Genomic DNA, 14,098 nt, shown 5'->3' on the forward strand with positions numbered 1-14,098 from the left:
ACGTCTTGATTATTGGCTGTTGCCGGTTCGGGGAGGCGTGAACATGCGCAAACGTACCGCGGCTAGTCCCGCAAACTACGATTTCGCCAGGGCGTATTCCGAACTAGTGAGACTAAGAAAAGAAATGAGCGCATCGAAAAGTCGTCGAGGGCCGCACCTGAGCCGACCGGCGGATCGCGATACGATCAAGGCCAGTGATCGCGCCGGGATCGCTTGCAGTCATAAGTCGTCGCGATGTGCTGGAAGGAATGCCGCATCTTGTTCTTGCGCGAATGATCAGTGCTGTCCCTGATCACTGCGTGAGCGGGACGGACCCGTCGAGGATAGTCGCCCTATCCTTCAACGGGTCCGCTGCTACCGCGCCGCTTTTGGTTGCCCCCGCCACATATTGATAATCAACAGCGCCGTGCGCTGACAAGCGCTCGTCGGCCGAAATCCATCTGCTGTGGTAATGCGGCTACATTATTGGGCATCAAGGTCATACCATACCGCATCATCAGGTTTGCCGGCTTGGTTGGTGCATTGCCCGCCTGCCTGATGTTGCAGCGCGTTTGGCGTGGCGTCGCAATCATCGCCTCCAGCCATCATCGAAGGCGGCGCTGCTCGAGAGCATCGCGCAAGATTGCAGTAACCTTGCGATCCAGCAATTCCAGACGGCTGCGAAGCTCCAGCTGTTCGTCCGACATGACACGCTTGACGGTGACTTCAACGATGACCGACAACACGTAACAAGCGAAGGCTGCGGCCAGTAGCGACGACACCAGCGGTCGAAAGTCGGGAAGCGCGTTCCAGACAAAAAGACCGAAAAACAGCGCGGCAATCCAGATCACGACCTTGAAGAATATTTTCATTTCAAATGCTCCCGGAGAAGCGCAGACGCCATCCACTTCAAATTGCCCTGCCTCAAAAGCAGGGGCTATGGATGGTACATGGAACAATGATCCATCAGGCGCGCGGTTCCCATGCGCATAGGCGCGTTCTCCCGGAACTTTTTTCGCGCAGGGTGGAATAAAGTGAAGCGGTAGCAGGCTCAACAAATCCTATTTCTGGATGCGCCTTCCGGGACGCCAGCCGCCTGGGCGATAGAGCCGCTTCTTCCTCGCGGGTGGAGAGCGCCGGGTCCGGAACGTCAACACCAAAGCTTTGTGCTTCAATTCAGCAGCCTTCCAGCTTTGGGTGAAGCTTGTTCGAATATGGAGTTGCTGGGTTTCGCTAATCCGCCGCGCGCTGCTCCGCCAGGTTTTTTCCGCAGATATATCCGAATGTCATCGCCGGCCCGAGCGTGGCGCCGGCGCCGGGATAGCTGCCGCCGAAGATGGAAGCGGCGTCGTTGCCGACGGCGAACAGGCCCGGGATCGGCTTCCTCGCGACATCCAGGACGCGCGTCTGTTCGTCCGTGACCAGGCCGTGATAGGTTGCGATGTCTCCCGGAATGATCTTCACCGCATAGAACGGTGCAACGGATATCTCGCCGATGCACGGGTTCGGGGCAAAATTCTCGTCGCCAAGGAGACGCTGATAGGACGTTGCCCCGCGGTTGAAGGCGCGGTCTCGTCCTGCGGCGGCATCGCAGTTGACCTCCTCGATGGTTCGTTCGAGGTTCTCAGGCGCGATACCGGCGGACGATGCCAACTCCCGAATCGAGTGGCCTGTCTTGAGATAGCCCGAGCGAACATGGGGGAAGAGCGGCAACGGGGAGGGGCGGACGGCGCCAAGCCCGTAACGCCGGATGGTGCGATGGTCGCAGATCATGAAGGCCGAAACCTCCGTCCCGCCGGCACAGGCATCCATCATCGCGCGGACGAAATCGTGATAGTTCTCGCTTTCATTGGTGAAGCGCCGGCCCTCGCGCGTCACCGCGATCACGCCCGGCTTGGCGCGGTCGATCAAATGAAAGAACCGCCCCACGGTGCCGTCCTTTCTTGTGATGAGCGATACCGGCACCCAGGCTGCGGCATTGGAAAAACTGTCGTCGAGCGCCGCGTTGACGTCTTCGGCCATGCGAAGCGCGTCTCCCGTATTGCCTTCTGATGTCAGCGTGGCATGCTCGGTGTCGGCGTGCAGATGTTTGAAGTGACGTCGCGTGCGGTCCGCATCGCGCGGAAAGCCGCCGGCCGCAAAAACGATCCCGTGGCGCGCGTCGACGCGAACGGCCTTGCCGTCCTTCTCGATGATCGCGCCCGCAACGCGGCCGTTCTCCTTCAGCAGCTGGACGGCCGGCGAAGACGACCACAGCGGTATGGCGCGATCCAGCACCGTCTTCAACAAACGCGCCGCCAGCGCATTGCCGTTGACGAGGCGAACGCCGCGCCCGTGAACCATCACCTCGCGGCCATGCGCCAATATCCTCGAGGCCACGAACAGCGCCGACCTGAGCGATTTCGTCGCGTTCAGGAAATGCTTCAGGTCAGGTCCGCTGTTCAGGCCCATGCCCATGAACGTCGATTCCGGCATCGGCTGGGCGAGCGTGGCCAGATGGTTGCCGAGTTTTCGTCCGTCAAAGGGCTGGGGATGGATCGACCGGCCTTCCTCGGCGCCGCCTGGATGATCGGGGTGATAATCGGGATAGTTCTTGCCGAAGTTGAACCTCACCTCGGAGTTCGCCTCGAGAAAATCGATCATGGCGCCGGCGTTGTCGAGAAAGGCGGTCACGCGCGCTTCGTCGAAATGGTTTCCTGCTTCGTGCTGGATGTAGGTTTTCGCATCCTGGAGCGAGTCGTCGACGCCCGAACGCGACGCGAGCGAATTTCCCGGCACCCACAGCCATCCGCCGGATCGGGCGGTCGTGCCGCCGAATGTGGATGCTTTCTCCACCACGAGGACGTCGGCGCCAAAATGATGCGCCGTAATGGCTGTCGTCAGCCCGGCCGCGCCGGAGCCAATGACCAGCACGTCGCAGGCGACGGCGTCCATTTGTTTTCACTCCCCCGAGGCGCAATTTTCTTTTCGTAGGATGGGTAGAGCCAACGGGTCCGGCCTTCGGCCGGCCCGATGATAAACTCCCGCGAAACCCATCATCTTTGCAGAATGAAAACAGATAATGGGTCGCTGCGCTACTGATCATCCCGTGCGCCAAGGGGGCGATGGGTATCGCTTCCGCCTTCGCTCGCGCGAGCTACGGCGGACAAAGCGCTCACCCATTCTACGCGCTCCACCCATCCTGCGGGCTGTCACCGTGACGCGGCTTCAATCGCAGTACGCCCACCCGCCATAGCCGTCGTCGCATCGTGCCCGCGCCCGTGAACGATAAGGCACGGGCAGCGGTGGGCGCGGCGCATATTCATAGTCGTATTCCTGCGCGGAATAGCGCTCCCTTGCATAGTAACGCTCGGGATAGGCAGGCGCGCGGTCGACATAGACGGGACGCGCGGCGTAGCCCGGTTCGTAGTCGCCATAAACTGCGGCAGGGGCGCGGTAGGCAGGATCCACGCCGTAAGACGGCTGCCGATATCCGTAGCCGGGTTCGGCGTAAGGCCGATGGGTTTGGCCCGGCCGCACATAGACGTTGGCGGAAGGCGCGTAGATTCCGCCGGGCGCCACGTAGACGGATGACAGGTCGCTGGCCGCACCGGCCGCCGAGTACAGGACACAGAAGGCCAGCGTGAGCGATGATCGGTACATGTGTGACGCCTCCAACAATGCAGCCCCGCAGCCAGCATGATTAATTTTCGCTAAACAAAGCGCACGGCACAAGGATATTCTGCGCGAAGAAGTGTGCCATTTCTGGACTGCACACATCTGCTTTGCGAGTCGCGTAAAATGGGCAGCGCGAAAGCGAAGCTCATTGATTTGCGTGAACGGAGAGCGATGGGTATCGCATCCGCCTTCGCTTCTCGCGAGCTACGGCGGATAAGCCGTCGCTCTCGTCGTGCCGGCTGAAGTCACGGATTTCGGAAAGGACCGCCCGCGATGGACGACCTCACCATTCGAACGATGCGGCCGGATGAAATCTCGCTGGCCGTGGACTGGGCCGCGGCTGAAGGATGGAATCCGGGTCTCGCCGATGGCGCCTGCTTTGCCTCCGTCGATCCGGAAGGCTTTTTCATCGCAGAGCTCGACGGCATCCCCGTCGCGACGGTCTCCTGTGTCAATTACAATGCGCGCTTTGCATTTCTCGGCTTTTACATCGTGCGAGCGAATTTTCGCGGCAAAGGCATCGGCTTGCGGATATGGAATGCGGCGATTGCGCATGCGGGCGCGCGCGTGATCGGGCTCGATGGCGTGACGGCGCAGCAGGACAATTATCGAAAGTCCGGCTTTCAGCTTGCTTACGCCAATGTCCGTTACGGTGGCGCGGTTGCGGCGCCCGCCGTGTTGCCGGCCGGCGTCATCGCCTTGTCCGACGTGCCGTTCGTAGCAGTTGAGGCGGACGACGCCACCGTGTTTCCGGCGCCGCGACCTGCATTCCTGCAGGCGTGGATCGGCGCGCGCGGACACGCCGGTTGCGCGGTGGTGCGCGATGGCAGGCTCGCCGGCTGGGGCGTGATCCGTCCATGCCGGAAGGGCTTTAAGATCGGTCCGCTGGTGTCTGACGACCGCGCCACTGCGGAGGCCGTGCTATCGGCGTTGCTCGCCAAGGTGGGCGGCGGCGAGATTTTTCTGGATGTGCCCAGCATCAACCGCGAGGCGATCGCGCTGGCGCAGGATTTTGGACTCGCGCCGGTGTTCGAGACGGCCCGCATGTATACCGGCGCAATTCCGCCGTTGCGGCTGCAGCGGGTGTTCGGCGTCACCAGTTTTGAACTGGGGTAGGTTCCCGGGTTCGACCAAAATACTTGTACATCTATTTCCGGGGAACGGGCCGCGCACTCGCTCGTTGACGCGGATGGATCGTTTCTGGCTACATATCATCTGCGCGAGCCTCCTGCTGCTCGTCACCGCCTTTGCGCTGGGAACGCCTGGATTGCGCGCGGAAGGTTCGCCGCAGCAAGGACTTTTGCTGCGCGTCTCGGCCCGATGACGCGGCGGATGGTGGCGAGGTGATGCCTGCACGAGGCACCGGGCAGGAGAATTCTCAGTTCGGCGAGCGTAGACCGGGAGATGTAAGCCATTGCTCCATGTGGGCGGCCGTCTCCGCCTGCCGCGCTCTGCGCAGAAGCTGCTCGCGCGCAAAGCCGGGCGGGGTGCCTCGCGCCTCTTTTCGCAGGCGCTCCGCTTGATCGGCCAAGCGTTGATCCAGTGGCGAAGTTTGTTTGACGCGACGGCGTTGCTGCACGGCGCTACTCCACATACGAGAGGGCGGGAGCGCGACTGGCGTTCTCCTCACCGATAGCTGCCATGGGACGGTGCGGTGATGGTTGAGTTTAGACCCCCCTGGTCGGGAAGTCGGTTCACTAGTGCGCACAGGACCTCCTGCGCAGGATGGGTAGAGCGAAGCGAAACCCATCATTCACGCGGCGTCATCTCCTGACGTCCGCCGCGACGCGGAAAAAATCTCCCAGCTCACCATGAACATCGCGGCAATCAGCGGCCCGATGACAAAACCGTTGAGGCCGAACACTTCGATGCCGCCGAGCGTCGAGATCAGCACGACGTAGTCCGGCAGCTTGGAGCCCTTGCCGACAAGGAAGGGACGCAGCAGATTGTCCACCAGTCCGATGACGAGCACGCCATAGAGGATCAATCCGATGCCCTGCCAGATGGCGCCGGTGGCCAGGAAGTAGATCGCAACCGGAAGCCAGACCAGCGTGGCGCCGATCGCAGGGATCAGCGACAGGAACGCCATCAGCACGGCCCATAGCAGCGCTGCATGGATTCCGAGGAACCAGAACGCGATGCCGCCGAGCGTGCCTTGCGCCATCGCGACGAGGATGCCGCCCTTTACGGTGGCGCGAACGACGTCGGCGAACCGGGTGAACAGCGCCGCCTTCTGCTCGCCGCGCAGTGGAATGGCTTCGCGGATCCCTTCGGCCAGCGCCTTGCCGTCACGCAACAGGAAGAACAACAGATAAAGCATGATGCCGAGACGGATCACAAAGTCGAACGTGTTCATCCCGATGCTCAGCGCCTGCGGGGCGAGAATCTGCCCGCCTGTCATGAGGCCGGATGTGAGCTTTTCGCGAAGCGCCGACAAATCGGTGAGATTGAACCGCTCGATCAATCCGGTGGCCCAGGCCGGCAGCGCGTCGAATATCCGCTGCAGGTAGCTGCCGAGATTGTATTCTCCCGACTGGATCTTTGCGAACAGGCTCGACGCTTCCTGCACCAGCGAAGCCGCGATCATTGTAAGCGGCAGGATGACCATGGCGATAATGATCAGGACGGTAACCGCCGCTGCAAGGCTCGGTCTGCCCGGCATCGATTGCAGCAGCCTGCGATGCACCGGCGCGAAAAGCACCGCCACGACGACCGCCCAGAGAACGGCGCCATAGAACGGGTACAGCACCCAGGCAAACGCCAGCGTGACGGCCGTCAGCAGCAACAGAAAGCCCTGATGTTCGATCCTTTGCACGATCCGTCTCGTTGGTTGGCGTCCACCGCGGCCACGCCACCGTGCAGGCAACAATCCCGGCGCGGCTGTCGGAGGCCGCGCCGGGATGGCGCCGATGGGTTTCGCTTTCGCGCGACCCATCCTACGGCTTCACGGCCCAATGTCGAGACGACGTGGCCGTGGCAGTCAGTTGCTCTTCTGCATCCTGGTCACGGTATATCCGGACGCGGCTTGCTCGGCCTCGAACTCGACCTTGTCGCCGACCTGCACCTCCCCAAGCATCGCGGGGTCCTTGACGCGGAACGTCATGGTCATGCCGACTTCCATGCCGAGGTTCTTGATCGGGCCATGCTTGAGGGTGACCTTGCCGGCGGCCTCGTCGATCTTCCTGACTTCGCCCTGCACGGCGTTGTCTTGCGCGGTTGCGGCGGATAGCGACAGGGCCGCGGTGAACATCGCGGCCGCCAGGGTGTGAACTGCTTTTTTCATGGTTTGTCTCCTTAAGCTTGCGGTGTTCACTTCACGGTCGCTTCATTCACCTGGATTTGGCCGATCATGCCGTAGTCGCGGTGGTCGGGGATCAGGCAGGAATATTCAAACGTGCCGGCGTGCGTGAATTTCCAGACGATCTCGGCGGATTTCGCCGGCGCCAGCCGCACGCCGTTCGGATCGTCGTGCTCCATATGCGGATGCTTCTTCATGTCCTCGGCGTGCTTCAGGTTCTCTTTCGTGGTGGCGAGCAGGAATTCGTGGTCTTCCTTGCCGGCATTGCGGATCACGAAGCGGATCTGCTCGCCGCGCTTCACCTCGATGCGCGACGGCGTGTATTCCATCTCGCTCATTTCGACCTCGATGGTGCGCGAGGGCATTTTGGGATTGCCGGGCTCGCCGGCCGACCAGGTTTCGTGGGCGTGCTTGTCGTGGCTGGTGGCAGGCGCCGGCCATGCCGACAAGGCGGCCATTGCGAGGCCGGCGGTCATGATGTTCTTCATCCGATGTTCTTTCTCTCGTTCGTCAGCGATCGGCCGCGGCGATGTGCGGCACGTTGGGCTCAATCCGTGAATGTGCAGGCACGCGTAAGCCAGCGAAGCCCGGCCGCACGCACCGTTACGTCGGATCAGCCGATCGGAGGACGGTAGAGCAGAGGGGGCGCCTCACCCGGCAGGCGCTGGAAGCTCGCGAAGACGCAGAGCGAGATCGGTGGCGAGGGCTTGGCAACCGCAGGCAGATCGGCCGCAATCGCCGAAACGCACATCATGGCGCAGCACGGTCCCTGCGAAGTCTTGCCGTCATGCTGATGCCCGGCGTGTTCATGCATGGCGCCGCCGGTATCGGCGTGATGTTGATGCTCTTCGCCATGCTGGTGCGTGACGCTCGCTGCATGCACCGGCTGCGCACCGTCATGAATATGCGCGGCGCCGGCCGTCGAGGGCTCGGTCATCAGGCACGACGCAGCGTCGCCAAGCGCCAGCGCGACGCCGGGCGCGATCACGCAAAACAGATAGAGCAGGGCGACAAACCACCCCGCTTTGGCGCGCACCGGCCTCGTCAAGCGAACGAACATGACGGCAACCTAATGCCCAGGGCTGATTCCGCCAAGGGACCGACAGGCACTGCGGGGCGCTGCCCCATCACAACTGCATGCCCAATATCGCGGCAATGTGGCTTGACGTTAGGCGATTATGCCCCGAAGTTGCGTGCGCCGTGGTCATTTCTTCTGAACTTTCCCGAGATTCCGACCTGTTCGTTCCCGACTCGCGCCGGGCATGGACCCGGCTTGCCGTGGCCGTGCTGATCGGCTCGCTCGGCAGCGTCGGCATGTGGTCGGTGGTGGTTGCACTTCCTGTGGTGCAGACCGAATTCGCCGCAAGCCGCGGCACCGCCTCGCTGGCGTTCACGATGATCATGCTCGGATTCGGCTCCGGCGCGGTGCTGACCGGCAAGATCACCGACCGCTACGGCATCGTCACCGCCATCGGGCTCGGCATCGGCATTTTGGGCCTTGGCTATGTCGTCGCGGGGATGTCCATCTCGATCTGGCAATTCATTCTGGTGCATTTTGCGATCGGACTGTCATCGTCGGCCACGTTCGGGCCGCTGATGGCGGAAGCCTCGCACTGGTTCGACCGTTACCGCGGGCTCGCCGTCGCCATTGCCGCCAGCGGCAATTATATCGGCGGCGCGATCTGGCCACCGCTGATCAACCACGGCATCGAGACCATGGGCTGGCGCACCACCCACGTTGCGATTGGCATCTTCACGGCGGTGGCGATGACGCTGGCGCTGATCGGCCTGCGGATGCTGATGGGGGCGGGCGTACAGCGCGACCATCAGAATGCGCCGCCGCCGCGCGTCGACCTGCGCCTTTCCACCAATGCACTGACGGTGATGCTGTCGCTCGCGGCGATCGCCTGCTGCGTGGCGATGTCGATGCCGCAGGTTCATATCGTCGCCTATTGCGGCGATCTCGGCTATGGCGTGGCGCGCGGCGCCGAGATGCTGTCGCTGATGCTCGGCTTCGGCATCATCAGCCGCATCGGTTCCGGATTCCTCGCCGACAAGATCGGCGGCATCCGCACGCTTTTGATCGGCTCGGTGGCGCAGGGCACCGCGCTGTTGTTCTATCTGTTCTTCGACAGCCTGACCTCGCTTTACATCATCTCGGCGATGTTCGGCCTGTTCCAGGGCGGCATCGTGCCGAGCTACGCCATCATCGTGCGCGAGGCGATGCCGGCATCTGAGGCCGCGACACGCGTGGGCATCGTGATCTTCGCCTCCGTGTTCGGCATGTCGTTCGGCGGCTGGATCTCAGGCGCGATCTTCGACGCGACAGGTTCCTACAACGCAGCCTTCGCCAACGGGCTGGCGTGGAATGCGCTGAATATCGGCATCATGCTGCTGCTGTTGATGCGCGCCGGGCAGCGGCTGGCGATGGCGTGAGGCGCCGATCCGGGAACTTCGGCGGGACCAGGCGATCATGGCGTTTGCGATCAAGGCCGAAATCCTAGATCCGCGCGCGAAGGCATTCTCTTTTGTCGCGCAAAAGACGATGTATGGCGGCAAGCATATCGCCGAAGGTGACACGGTCTTCGTGTTCGCGAGCGAGAACGCGGGTGGGCAAGGCCTGATCGCGCGCGGCGTTGTCAGTTCAGCCAAGGCGATGGCGAAGAAGCGCGGGATCGCCAGGCAAACGCCGCGTGTGAGCGTTGCCATCAGGCGCACCGCGCTCGCGAAGCGGCCGCTGAGACGAAGCGAACTCAGACGGTTCAGCGACTGGAATGACGGTCAACTGCAGACCGAACTCAACTTCAAATTCTATCGTCAGGCAACGAACAAGATCGTCGGCATCTCGGACCAGGCCGCAGAGTTCCTCGGCGGTTTCTTCTAGTCCGGTTATACCGCCTGTCCGGCCTTCAGCAGCGAACACCCGGTGATCTTCAAACTGCCGTCGCCCTGCTGCTCAAGCGTATACATCGCTTCCCAGGCCTCGCCATTGTCGTCGACGATATGGACGCGCTGGGCGATGTGGCCATTGGCCGCGCGCGCCTCGCCGAATTCGAAACGCTTGTGGCGATAGACCGGCGCGTAGGTCTGCTGGACCATCTGCATGAAGATGTCGGCTTCCGGAAATAGCTGTTTGATCTCGGGCGCGGCATGCGAATACGCCGCTGCGGCATCGCCGCGGCTGAACGCCTGCTCTTGCGCCTGGATCACGCTTTGCGCTGCGCCGACGTCGTCGGCAAACGCCGGCGCTGTCCAGTTGAATGCAAGCGCAAGAAGCAAGACAAGAACGCGCATGGAGTGCTCCCGGTCGGCGCTGGCCCGGCGGAAGCAAAAGCTACACCTGCCGGAAAGGGCGCGCAAATCACGGCTCGCGGCGCTGACGCCGCTTCCGCATGCGACCCGGCTCAGGTGTTCTTGTCTAGTGCGACATCATGTCGAGAAATGGCGTGTCGTTGGTGCTGACGTAGAAAATGACGACCCTGGTCGTCTCGGTGGCGCTGCGGTTATAGCCGGTCATCGCCACCTTCGGCGGCTCGACCATGGCTTCGCCGGCCTTGACCGTGAGCGGCGGGCGGCCGTCGAGCTCGAGGGTGAAGGCGCCTTCGAGCACATAGACCGTCACCGGAAAACGGTGCGTGTGATAGACGGTCTTGTCGCCCGGCTTGAAAATTGCCGTCATGACCCGCACGGTCTGCTTGTCGTCCGTGGGCAACCCCTCGACGACCTGCTGCAGCACCATGTTCGGCCTGGCGATATTGGGCGCGGCTGCGCCGTGTTGCTGCGCCGATGCCGGATTGCCGGCGCCGACGCCGGCGCCGAGGCTGGCGAGCAGGATGATGCCCGGGACGAGGTGGCTGCGCATATATCGCTCCTTTGTTGCCAATCAACGCGCTGTTTCGACGCAAACCCTAGGCAGCCCGGCCGCGCCGCGGGAGCCGCAAGATTGCTAGGACCCGCTCCAAAAGTGCATAATGGCGGCATGTTCGACTGGAACGATTTGAAGTATTTCCTCGCCGTTGCTCGCCACGGCAGCACGATTGCCGCCGGCAAGGCGCTCGGCACCAGCCAGTCGACCGTGCATCGCCGGCTCGAAGAACTGGAGCGCCGGATCGGGCAGGCGCTGGTGACGCGGGCTGCGAGCGGCTATCGCCTCACCGAATACGGCACCACCCTGCTGCCGTTCGCCGAACGCATCGAGGCCGCCGTCGGGGATTTCCAGCGGCGGGCAACCGACGCCGAGCAGGACTTGAAGGGCGCGATCCGCGTGACCTGTCCGGAGCCGATCGTCATCCGCATGACACAGTCAGGCCTGATCGAGCGGTTTCACGCCCGCCATCCACATCTGCGCGTCGAATTCATCACCAGCGACCGCTATCTCGACCTGTCGAAGGGAGAGGTGGACATCGCCTTCCGCTCCGGCGACACCGACGACGAACTGATCGGCCGCAAGATCGCGGATTCGTTGTGGGCCATCTATGCAAGCCATGGCTATGTCGAACGTCACGGCAAGCCCGCGCGCGTCGAGGATCTGTCGCAACATCTTCTGGTCGGCTTCGACGAAACGCTGGCCAATCATCGGACCGCGAAGTGGCTGAAGGACGTCGCGCCCGAAGCGAGGATGCCCGTGCGCAACAACAGCGTGCTTGGCCTCGTCTCCGCAGTGAAATCCGGCGCTGGAATAGGGCCATTGCCGACGGCGCTCGGCGATGCGGAGCCGGATCTGGTCCGCGTGCTTGGTCCCGTTCCGGAGCTGACGCGAAGCTGGCGGCTGTTGACGCATCCCGATATCCGCCGCGTGCCGCGCATTGCGGCGTTCTTCGATTACATCATCGAGCAGCGCGAGGCGCTGAAACCGATCCTGACCGGATAAGGCTTGAAACAGTCCGCAGCGCCTGCCGGATCGATCCGCCAAAATTGTCGATGTCGGGCGAGGGGTGGGCAGGAAACAGTTTTGCGGGCCGCGCTGCCATCGGAATTTGCCTCGACCCCAGGTCTCGAACCCTGCGATCCGACGGGAACAAGTGGCAATCTTCGGTGTTGAGAACCTCGCGGTCCTCGATTGGCCACCAAGGTTGCGTCCCGCACTTTGCGCGCCCGTCGACTTCTCCGCACAGACCCTGCCGGGATCTCCCTTGGCAGGGTTTTTTCTATTTATTCCGGCAATATTCGGAACGTAGCGTGAGCGTCCTCGTTGGCTTGGATAATTCAAACGAGGCTGCAAAATGAAACACGTTCTATCTGTTATCGCGGTTTCTTGCCTGCTAGCAACCGCCGTCAGCGCACAAGAAGCAGCCACGCAGCCCGTCAAAGCTGACAGCGCGACCGAAGAAGACTGCTCAAAACAGACATGGCCCAACTTTTCTCCGTCGTGCCTCCGCAACGCCGATCGAGCAGTCAATGTCCGTTTGGTAACCGCGAATCGTCGATAGGGCCTGAGCCTCTTATGCTTACAGACAAGAAAATTGCCGTTTTATGCGATATTGGACAGGCATCGTCTTTCGATGCCGAAAAGAAAGCTGAAGTCCTCGATCTCGTTGTTCGTGGCTTTGTCGAGAAGGACGGTGATCTGTTTATGATCACGCCGCGCGGCGAGAAGGTATTGGCCGATCGAAGCGCGGGTTTGAACGAGTCGTAAACCCGCTAGGAGCCTATGCGGATGCGGCCAGCGCCTGCCGCATCTCGGCCGGCGTGGCCGGCTCTGCGCCGTGCTCGCGCACCATTCTCACCGCCTCTTCAACCAGTTCGAGGTTGCTCGTCTTGATGCCGAGCGGCGCATCTTCGAGACCGACGCGAATATGGCCGCCGCGCCGGACCGTCTCGCCGATCAGGGGCCGAATATCGACGCTGACGCCCGCGATCATCCAGGGCGCGCCGGGCGCTTCCTCCTCCAGCAGCGACAAATAAGCCGCAAGCGCATACGGCCTTGGCGGAAAGCCGACCGCGAACAGGTTGCAGAACATGAAACGGTAGACAGGAGCCCTGGTGCCGGCCGCGCGGGCCAGCGCCGCACCGGCGCGCATGAAGCCGGGTTCGTAGATCGCGAAATCAGGGTGGAGCCCATGCCGTGCGGAAAATTCGAGCACATACCGGACATGGTCTTCGGGATTCATGTAAGTACCAGCCGGCTTTTCTGCCGATGTCGTCGCTGTCAGCGTGAAATTGACGCTGCCGGGGTCGATGAGCGCGAATTCGATCAGGCCGCGTTCGACGAGCGCTTCGATATGGGCATAGCGAGCGGATATGTCCGCAAGAGCGGCATCGCCGTCGGTCGTGAATGCCGGGTACGAGGGATAGACGGGGACGTCCACCTGATTGCGAATACCCTCGATGATGCGCGCATATACCTCCCAATCGTGGGTCTGCGGGCCGCCGCCGTCATAGGCGTGGGCGTGAACGATGGTGGCGCCGGCGCGCGCGCAGGCGATGCCCTCGGCCACGATCGTCTCGACCGTATCGGGAATGCCCGGTTGAAACATGCGGCTCCACGGGCCGTTCAGCGCCGCCTCGATCCAGACCTTGTGCATGATGTTGCTCTCCCTGGAATTTCGCGCGCGTACTCAAGGACGCACCATATCCGATTTTTGCGGCCAGGCAGACACACCTTCGGGCGCCGGCAAACGCCTGCAAATGATCCGAGGCGTACATCCGCAGAAAACTCTGTCGCGGACCGTGAATACGCCAGGCAATGCGCCGACATATCCCGAGCCTTCCAAGCCGGTCGTGCCGGGAAGAGCAGACCTAAAGGTCCCGTGTTACGTTTGTAGGCGTTTCACGTCTCCACAACATCCACCCGTAATCTCGGCTCCCCAAAGTGAGCGTCTCGAACCACACGGCGGTCGCCTGACATATGAGTCACGCACGCATTTCGGGAGAGATGGACATGCGAAACATGATCAAGATCGTAACGATATTGGCTTTGCTCAGCAGCCGCGGCGCCATTGCGCAGACGATGGGGCCGGCGAGATCATCCGCCGTATCTTCCTCCGCTGCGGCAGGCTCGGTTTCACTGGCGCAGAACACGCGATCAATCGACGAGGCTCCAGTCGGTCACCGTCAACCGCGCGCCCGCGACGTGCCGCTGCGAAGTCCAGCCGAGATCGAGCGCCTCACGCCGGAGGATGCCGCGATCGATCGCAAGCTTGTGATCTGCCGCGGCTGCTGAAA

Annotated in this window: 16 protein-coding genes; 6 read left to right on the forward strand and 10 right to left on the reverse strand. The window is 62.3% G+C overall.

What is annotated here, in order from left to right; translation table 11 throughout:
• Positions 1-584: 584 nt before the first annotated feature.
• The 3 genes from ACPPVP_RS09505 to ACPPVP_RS09515 form a co-directional block, all read right to left on the reverse strand.
• Positions 585-1,034, reverse strand: a complete 450-nt coding sequence (locus tag ACPPVP_RS09505; RefSeq protein WP_426533452.1) for a hypothetical protein — start codon at positions 1,032-1,034, stop codon at positions 585-587.
• 178 nt (positions 1,035-1,212) lie between these two features.
• Positions 1,213-2,913, reverse strand: a complete 1,701-nt coding sequence (locus ACPPVP_RS09510) for an FAD-dependent oxidoreductase (protein ID WP_426533454.1) — start codon at positions 2,911-2,913, stop codon at positions 1,213-1,215.
• 273 nt (positions 2,914-3,186) lie between these two features.
• Positions 3,187-3,621: a hypothetical protein gene (locus tag ACPPVP_RS09515; protein ID WP_426533456.1), complete on the reverse strand. Its 435-nt coding sequence runs from the start codon at positions 3,619-3,621 to the stop codon at positions 3,187-3,189.
• 288 nt (positions 3,622-3,909) lie between these two features.
• Between ACPPVP_RS09515 and ACPPVP_RS09520 the strand changes: the two genes are divergently transcribed.
• A complete protein-coding gene (locus ACPPVP_RS09520) occupies positions 3,910-4,752 on the forward strand; it encodes a GNAT family N-acetyltransferase (RefSeq protein WP_426533458.1) in 843 nt (280 codons plus the stop codon).
• Between the two features lie 637 nt (positions 4,753-5,389).
• On the opposite strand, the gene ACPPVP_RS09525 is transcribed toward ACPPVP_RS09520, so the two are convergent.
• From ACPPVP_RS09525 to ACPPVP_RS09540, 4 genes are all read right to left on the reverse strand, one after another.
• Entirely contained in the window at positions 5,390-6,451 is a 1,062-nt protein-coding gene (locus tag ACPPVP_RS09525; protein ID WP_426533460.1) for an AI-2E family transporter, read from the reverse strand.
• A gap of 165 nt (positions 6,452-6,616) precedes the next feature.
• The gene (locus ACPPVP_RS09530; RefSeq protein WP_426533462.1) at positions 6,617-6,919 is read right to left on the reverse strand and encodes a copper-binding protein; all 303 of its coding nucleotides are present in this window, start codon (positions 6,917-6,919) and stop codon (positions 6,617-6,619) included.
• A gap of 26 nt (positions 6,920-6,945) precedes the next feature.
• Entirely contained in the window at positions 6,946-7,422 is a 477-nt protein-coding gene (locus ACPPVP_RS09535; RefSeq protein ID WP_426533464.1) for a cupredoxin domain-containing protein, read from the reverse strand.
• Between the two features lie 125 nt (positions 7,423-7,547).
• Complete coding sequence (locus ACPPVP_RS09540) at positions 7,548-7,994, reverse strand: hypothetical protein (RefSeq protein WP_426533466.1); 447 nt, start codon at positions 7,992-7,994, stop codon at positions 7,548-7,550.
• A 140-nt stretch (positions 7,995-8,134) separates the two neighbouring features.
• On the opposite strand from ACPPVP_RS09540, the gene ACPPVP_RS09545 reads away from it, so the two are divergent.
• Entirely contained in the window at positions 8,135-9,370 is a 1,236-nt protein-coding gene (locus ACPPVP_RS09545; protein WP_426533468.1) for an MFS transporter, read from the forward strand.
• A gap of 37 nt (positions 9,371-9,407) precedes the next feature.
• Positions 9,408-9,818, forward strand: a complete 411-nt coding sequence (locus tag ACPPVP_RS09550; RefSeq protein WP_426533470.1) for a hypothetical protein — start codon at positions 9,408-9,410, stop codon at positions 9,816-9,818.
• Positions 9,819-9,823: 5 nt separating this feature from the next.
• On the opposite strand, the gene ACPPVP_RS09555 is transcribed toward ACPPVP_RS09550, so the two are convergent.
• A complete protein-coding gene (locus ACPPVP_RS09555; RefSeq protein ID WP_426533472.1) occupies positions 9,824-10,228 on the reverse strand; it encodes a DUF4864 domain-containing protein in 405 nt (134 codons plus the stop codon).
• 124 nt (positions 10,229-10,352) lie between these two features.
• Positions 10,353-10,796 (reverse strand): cupin domain-containing protein, encoded by a 444-nt coding sequence (locus ACPPVP_RS09560; protein ID WP_426533474.1) that lies wholly within the window; start codon positions 10,794-10,796, stop codon positions 10,353-10,355.
• Between the two features lie 81 nt (positions 10,797-10,877).
• On the opposite strand from ACPPVP_RS09560, the gene ACPPVP_RS09565 reads away from it, so the two are divergent.
• The gene (locus ACPPVP_RS09565) at positions 10,878-11,804 is read left to right on the forward strand and encodes a LysR family transcriptional regulator (RefSeq protein WP_426533476.1); all 927 of its coding nucleotides are present in this window, start codon (positions 10,878-10,880) and stop codon (positions 11,802-11,804) included.
• 573 nt (positions 11,805-12,377) lie between these two features.
• Positions 12,378-12,569 (forward strand): hypothetical protein, encoded by a 192-nt coding sequence (locus ACPPVP_RS09570; RefSeq protein WP_426533478.1) that lies wholly within the window; start codon positions 12,378-12,380, stop codon positions 12,567-12,569.
• A gap of 13 nt (positions 12,570-12,582) precedes the next feature.
• On the opposite strand, the gene ACPPVP_RS09575 is transcribed toward ACPPVP_RS09570, so the two are convergent.
• Positions 12,583-13,458 (reverse strand): 3-keto-5-aminohexanoate cleavage protein, encoded by an 876-nt coding sequence (locus ACPPVP_RS09575; protein ID WP_426533480.1) that lies wholly within the window; start codon positions 13,456-13,458, stop codon positions 12,583-12,585.
• A 356-nt stretch (positions 13,459-13,814) separates the two neighbouring features.
• Here ACPPVP_RS09575 and ACPPVP_RS09580 point away from each other — a divergent pair, with 356 nt between their 5' ends.
• Entirely contained in the window at positions 13,815-14,096 is a 282-nt protein-coding gene (locus tag ACPPVP_RS09580) for a hypothetical protein (protein ID WP_426533482.1), read from the forward strand.
• The last annotated feature ends 2 nt before the right edge of the window (positions 14,097-14,098 follow it).

Source organism: Bradyrhizobium sp. McL0615 (assembly GCF_049993905.1).
Lineage (GTDB): Bacteria > Pseudomonadota > Alphaproteobacteria > Rhizobiales > Xanthobacteraceae > Bradyrhizobium.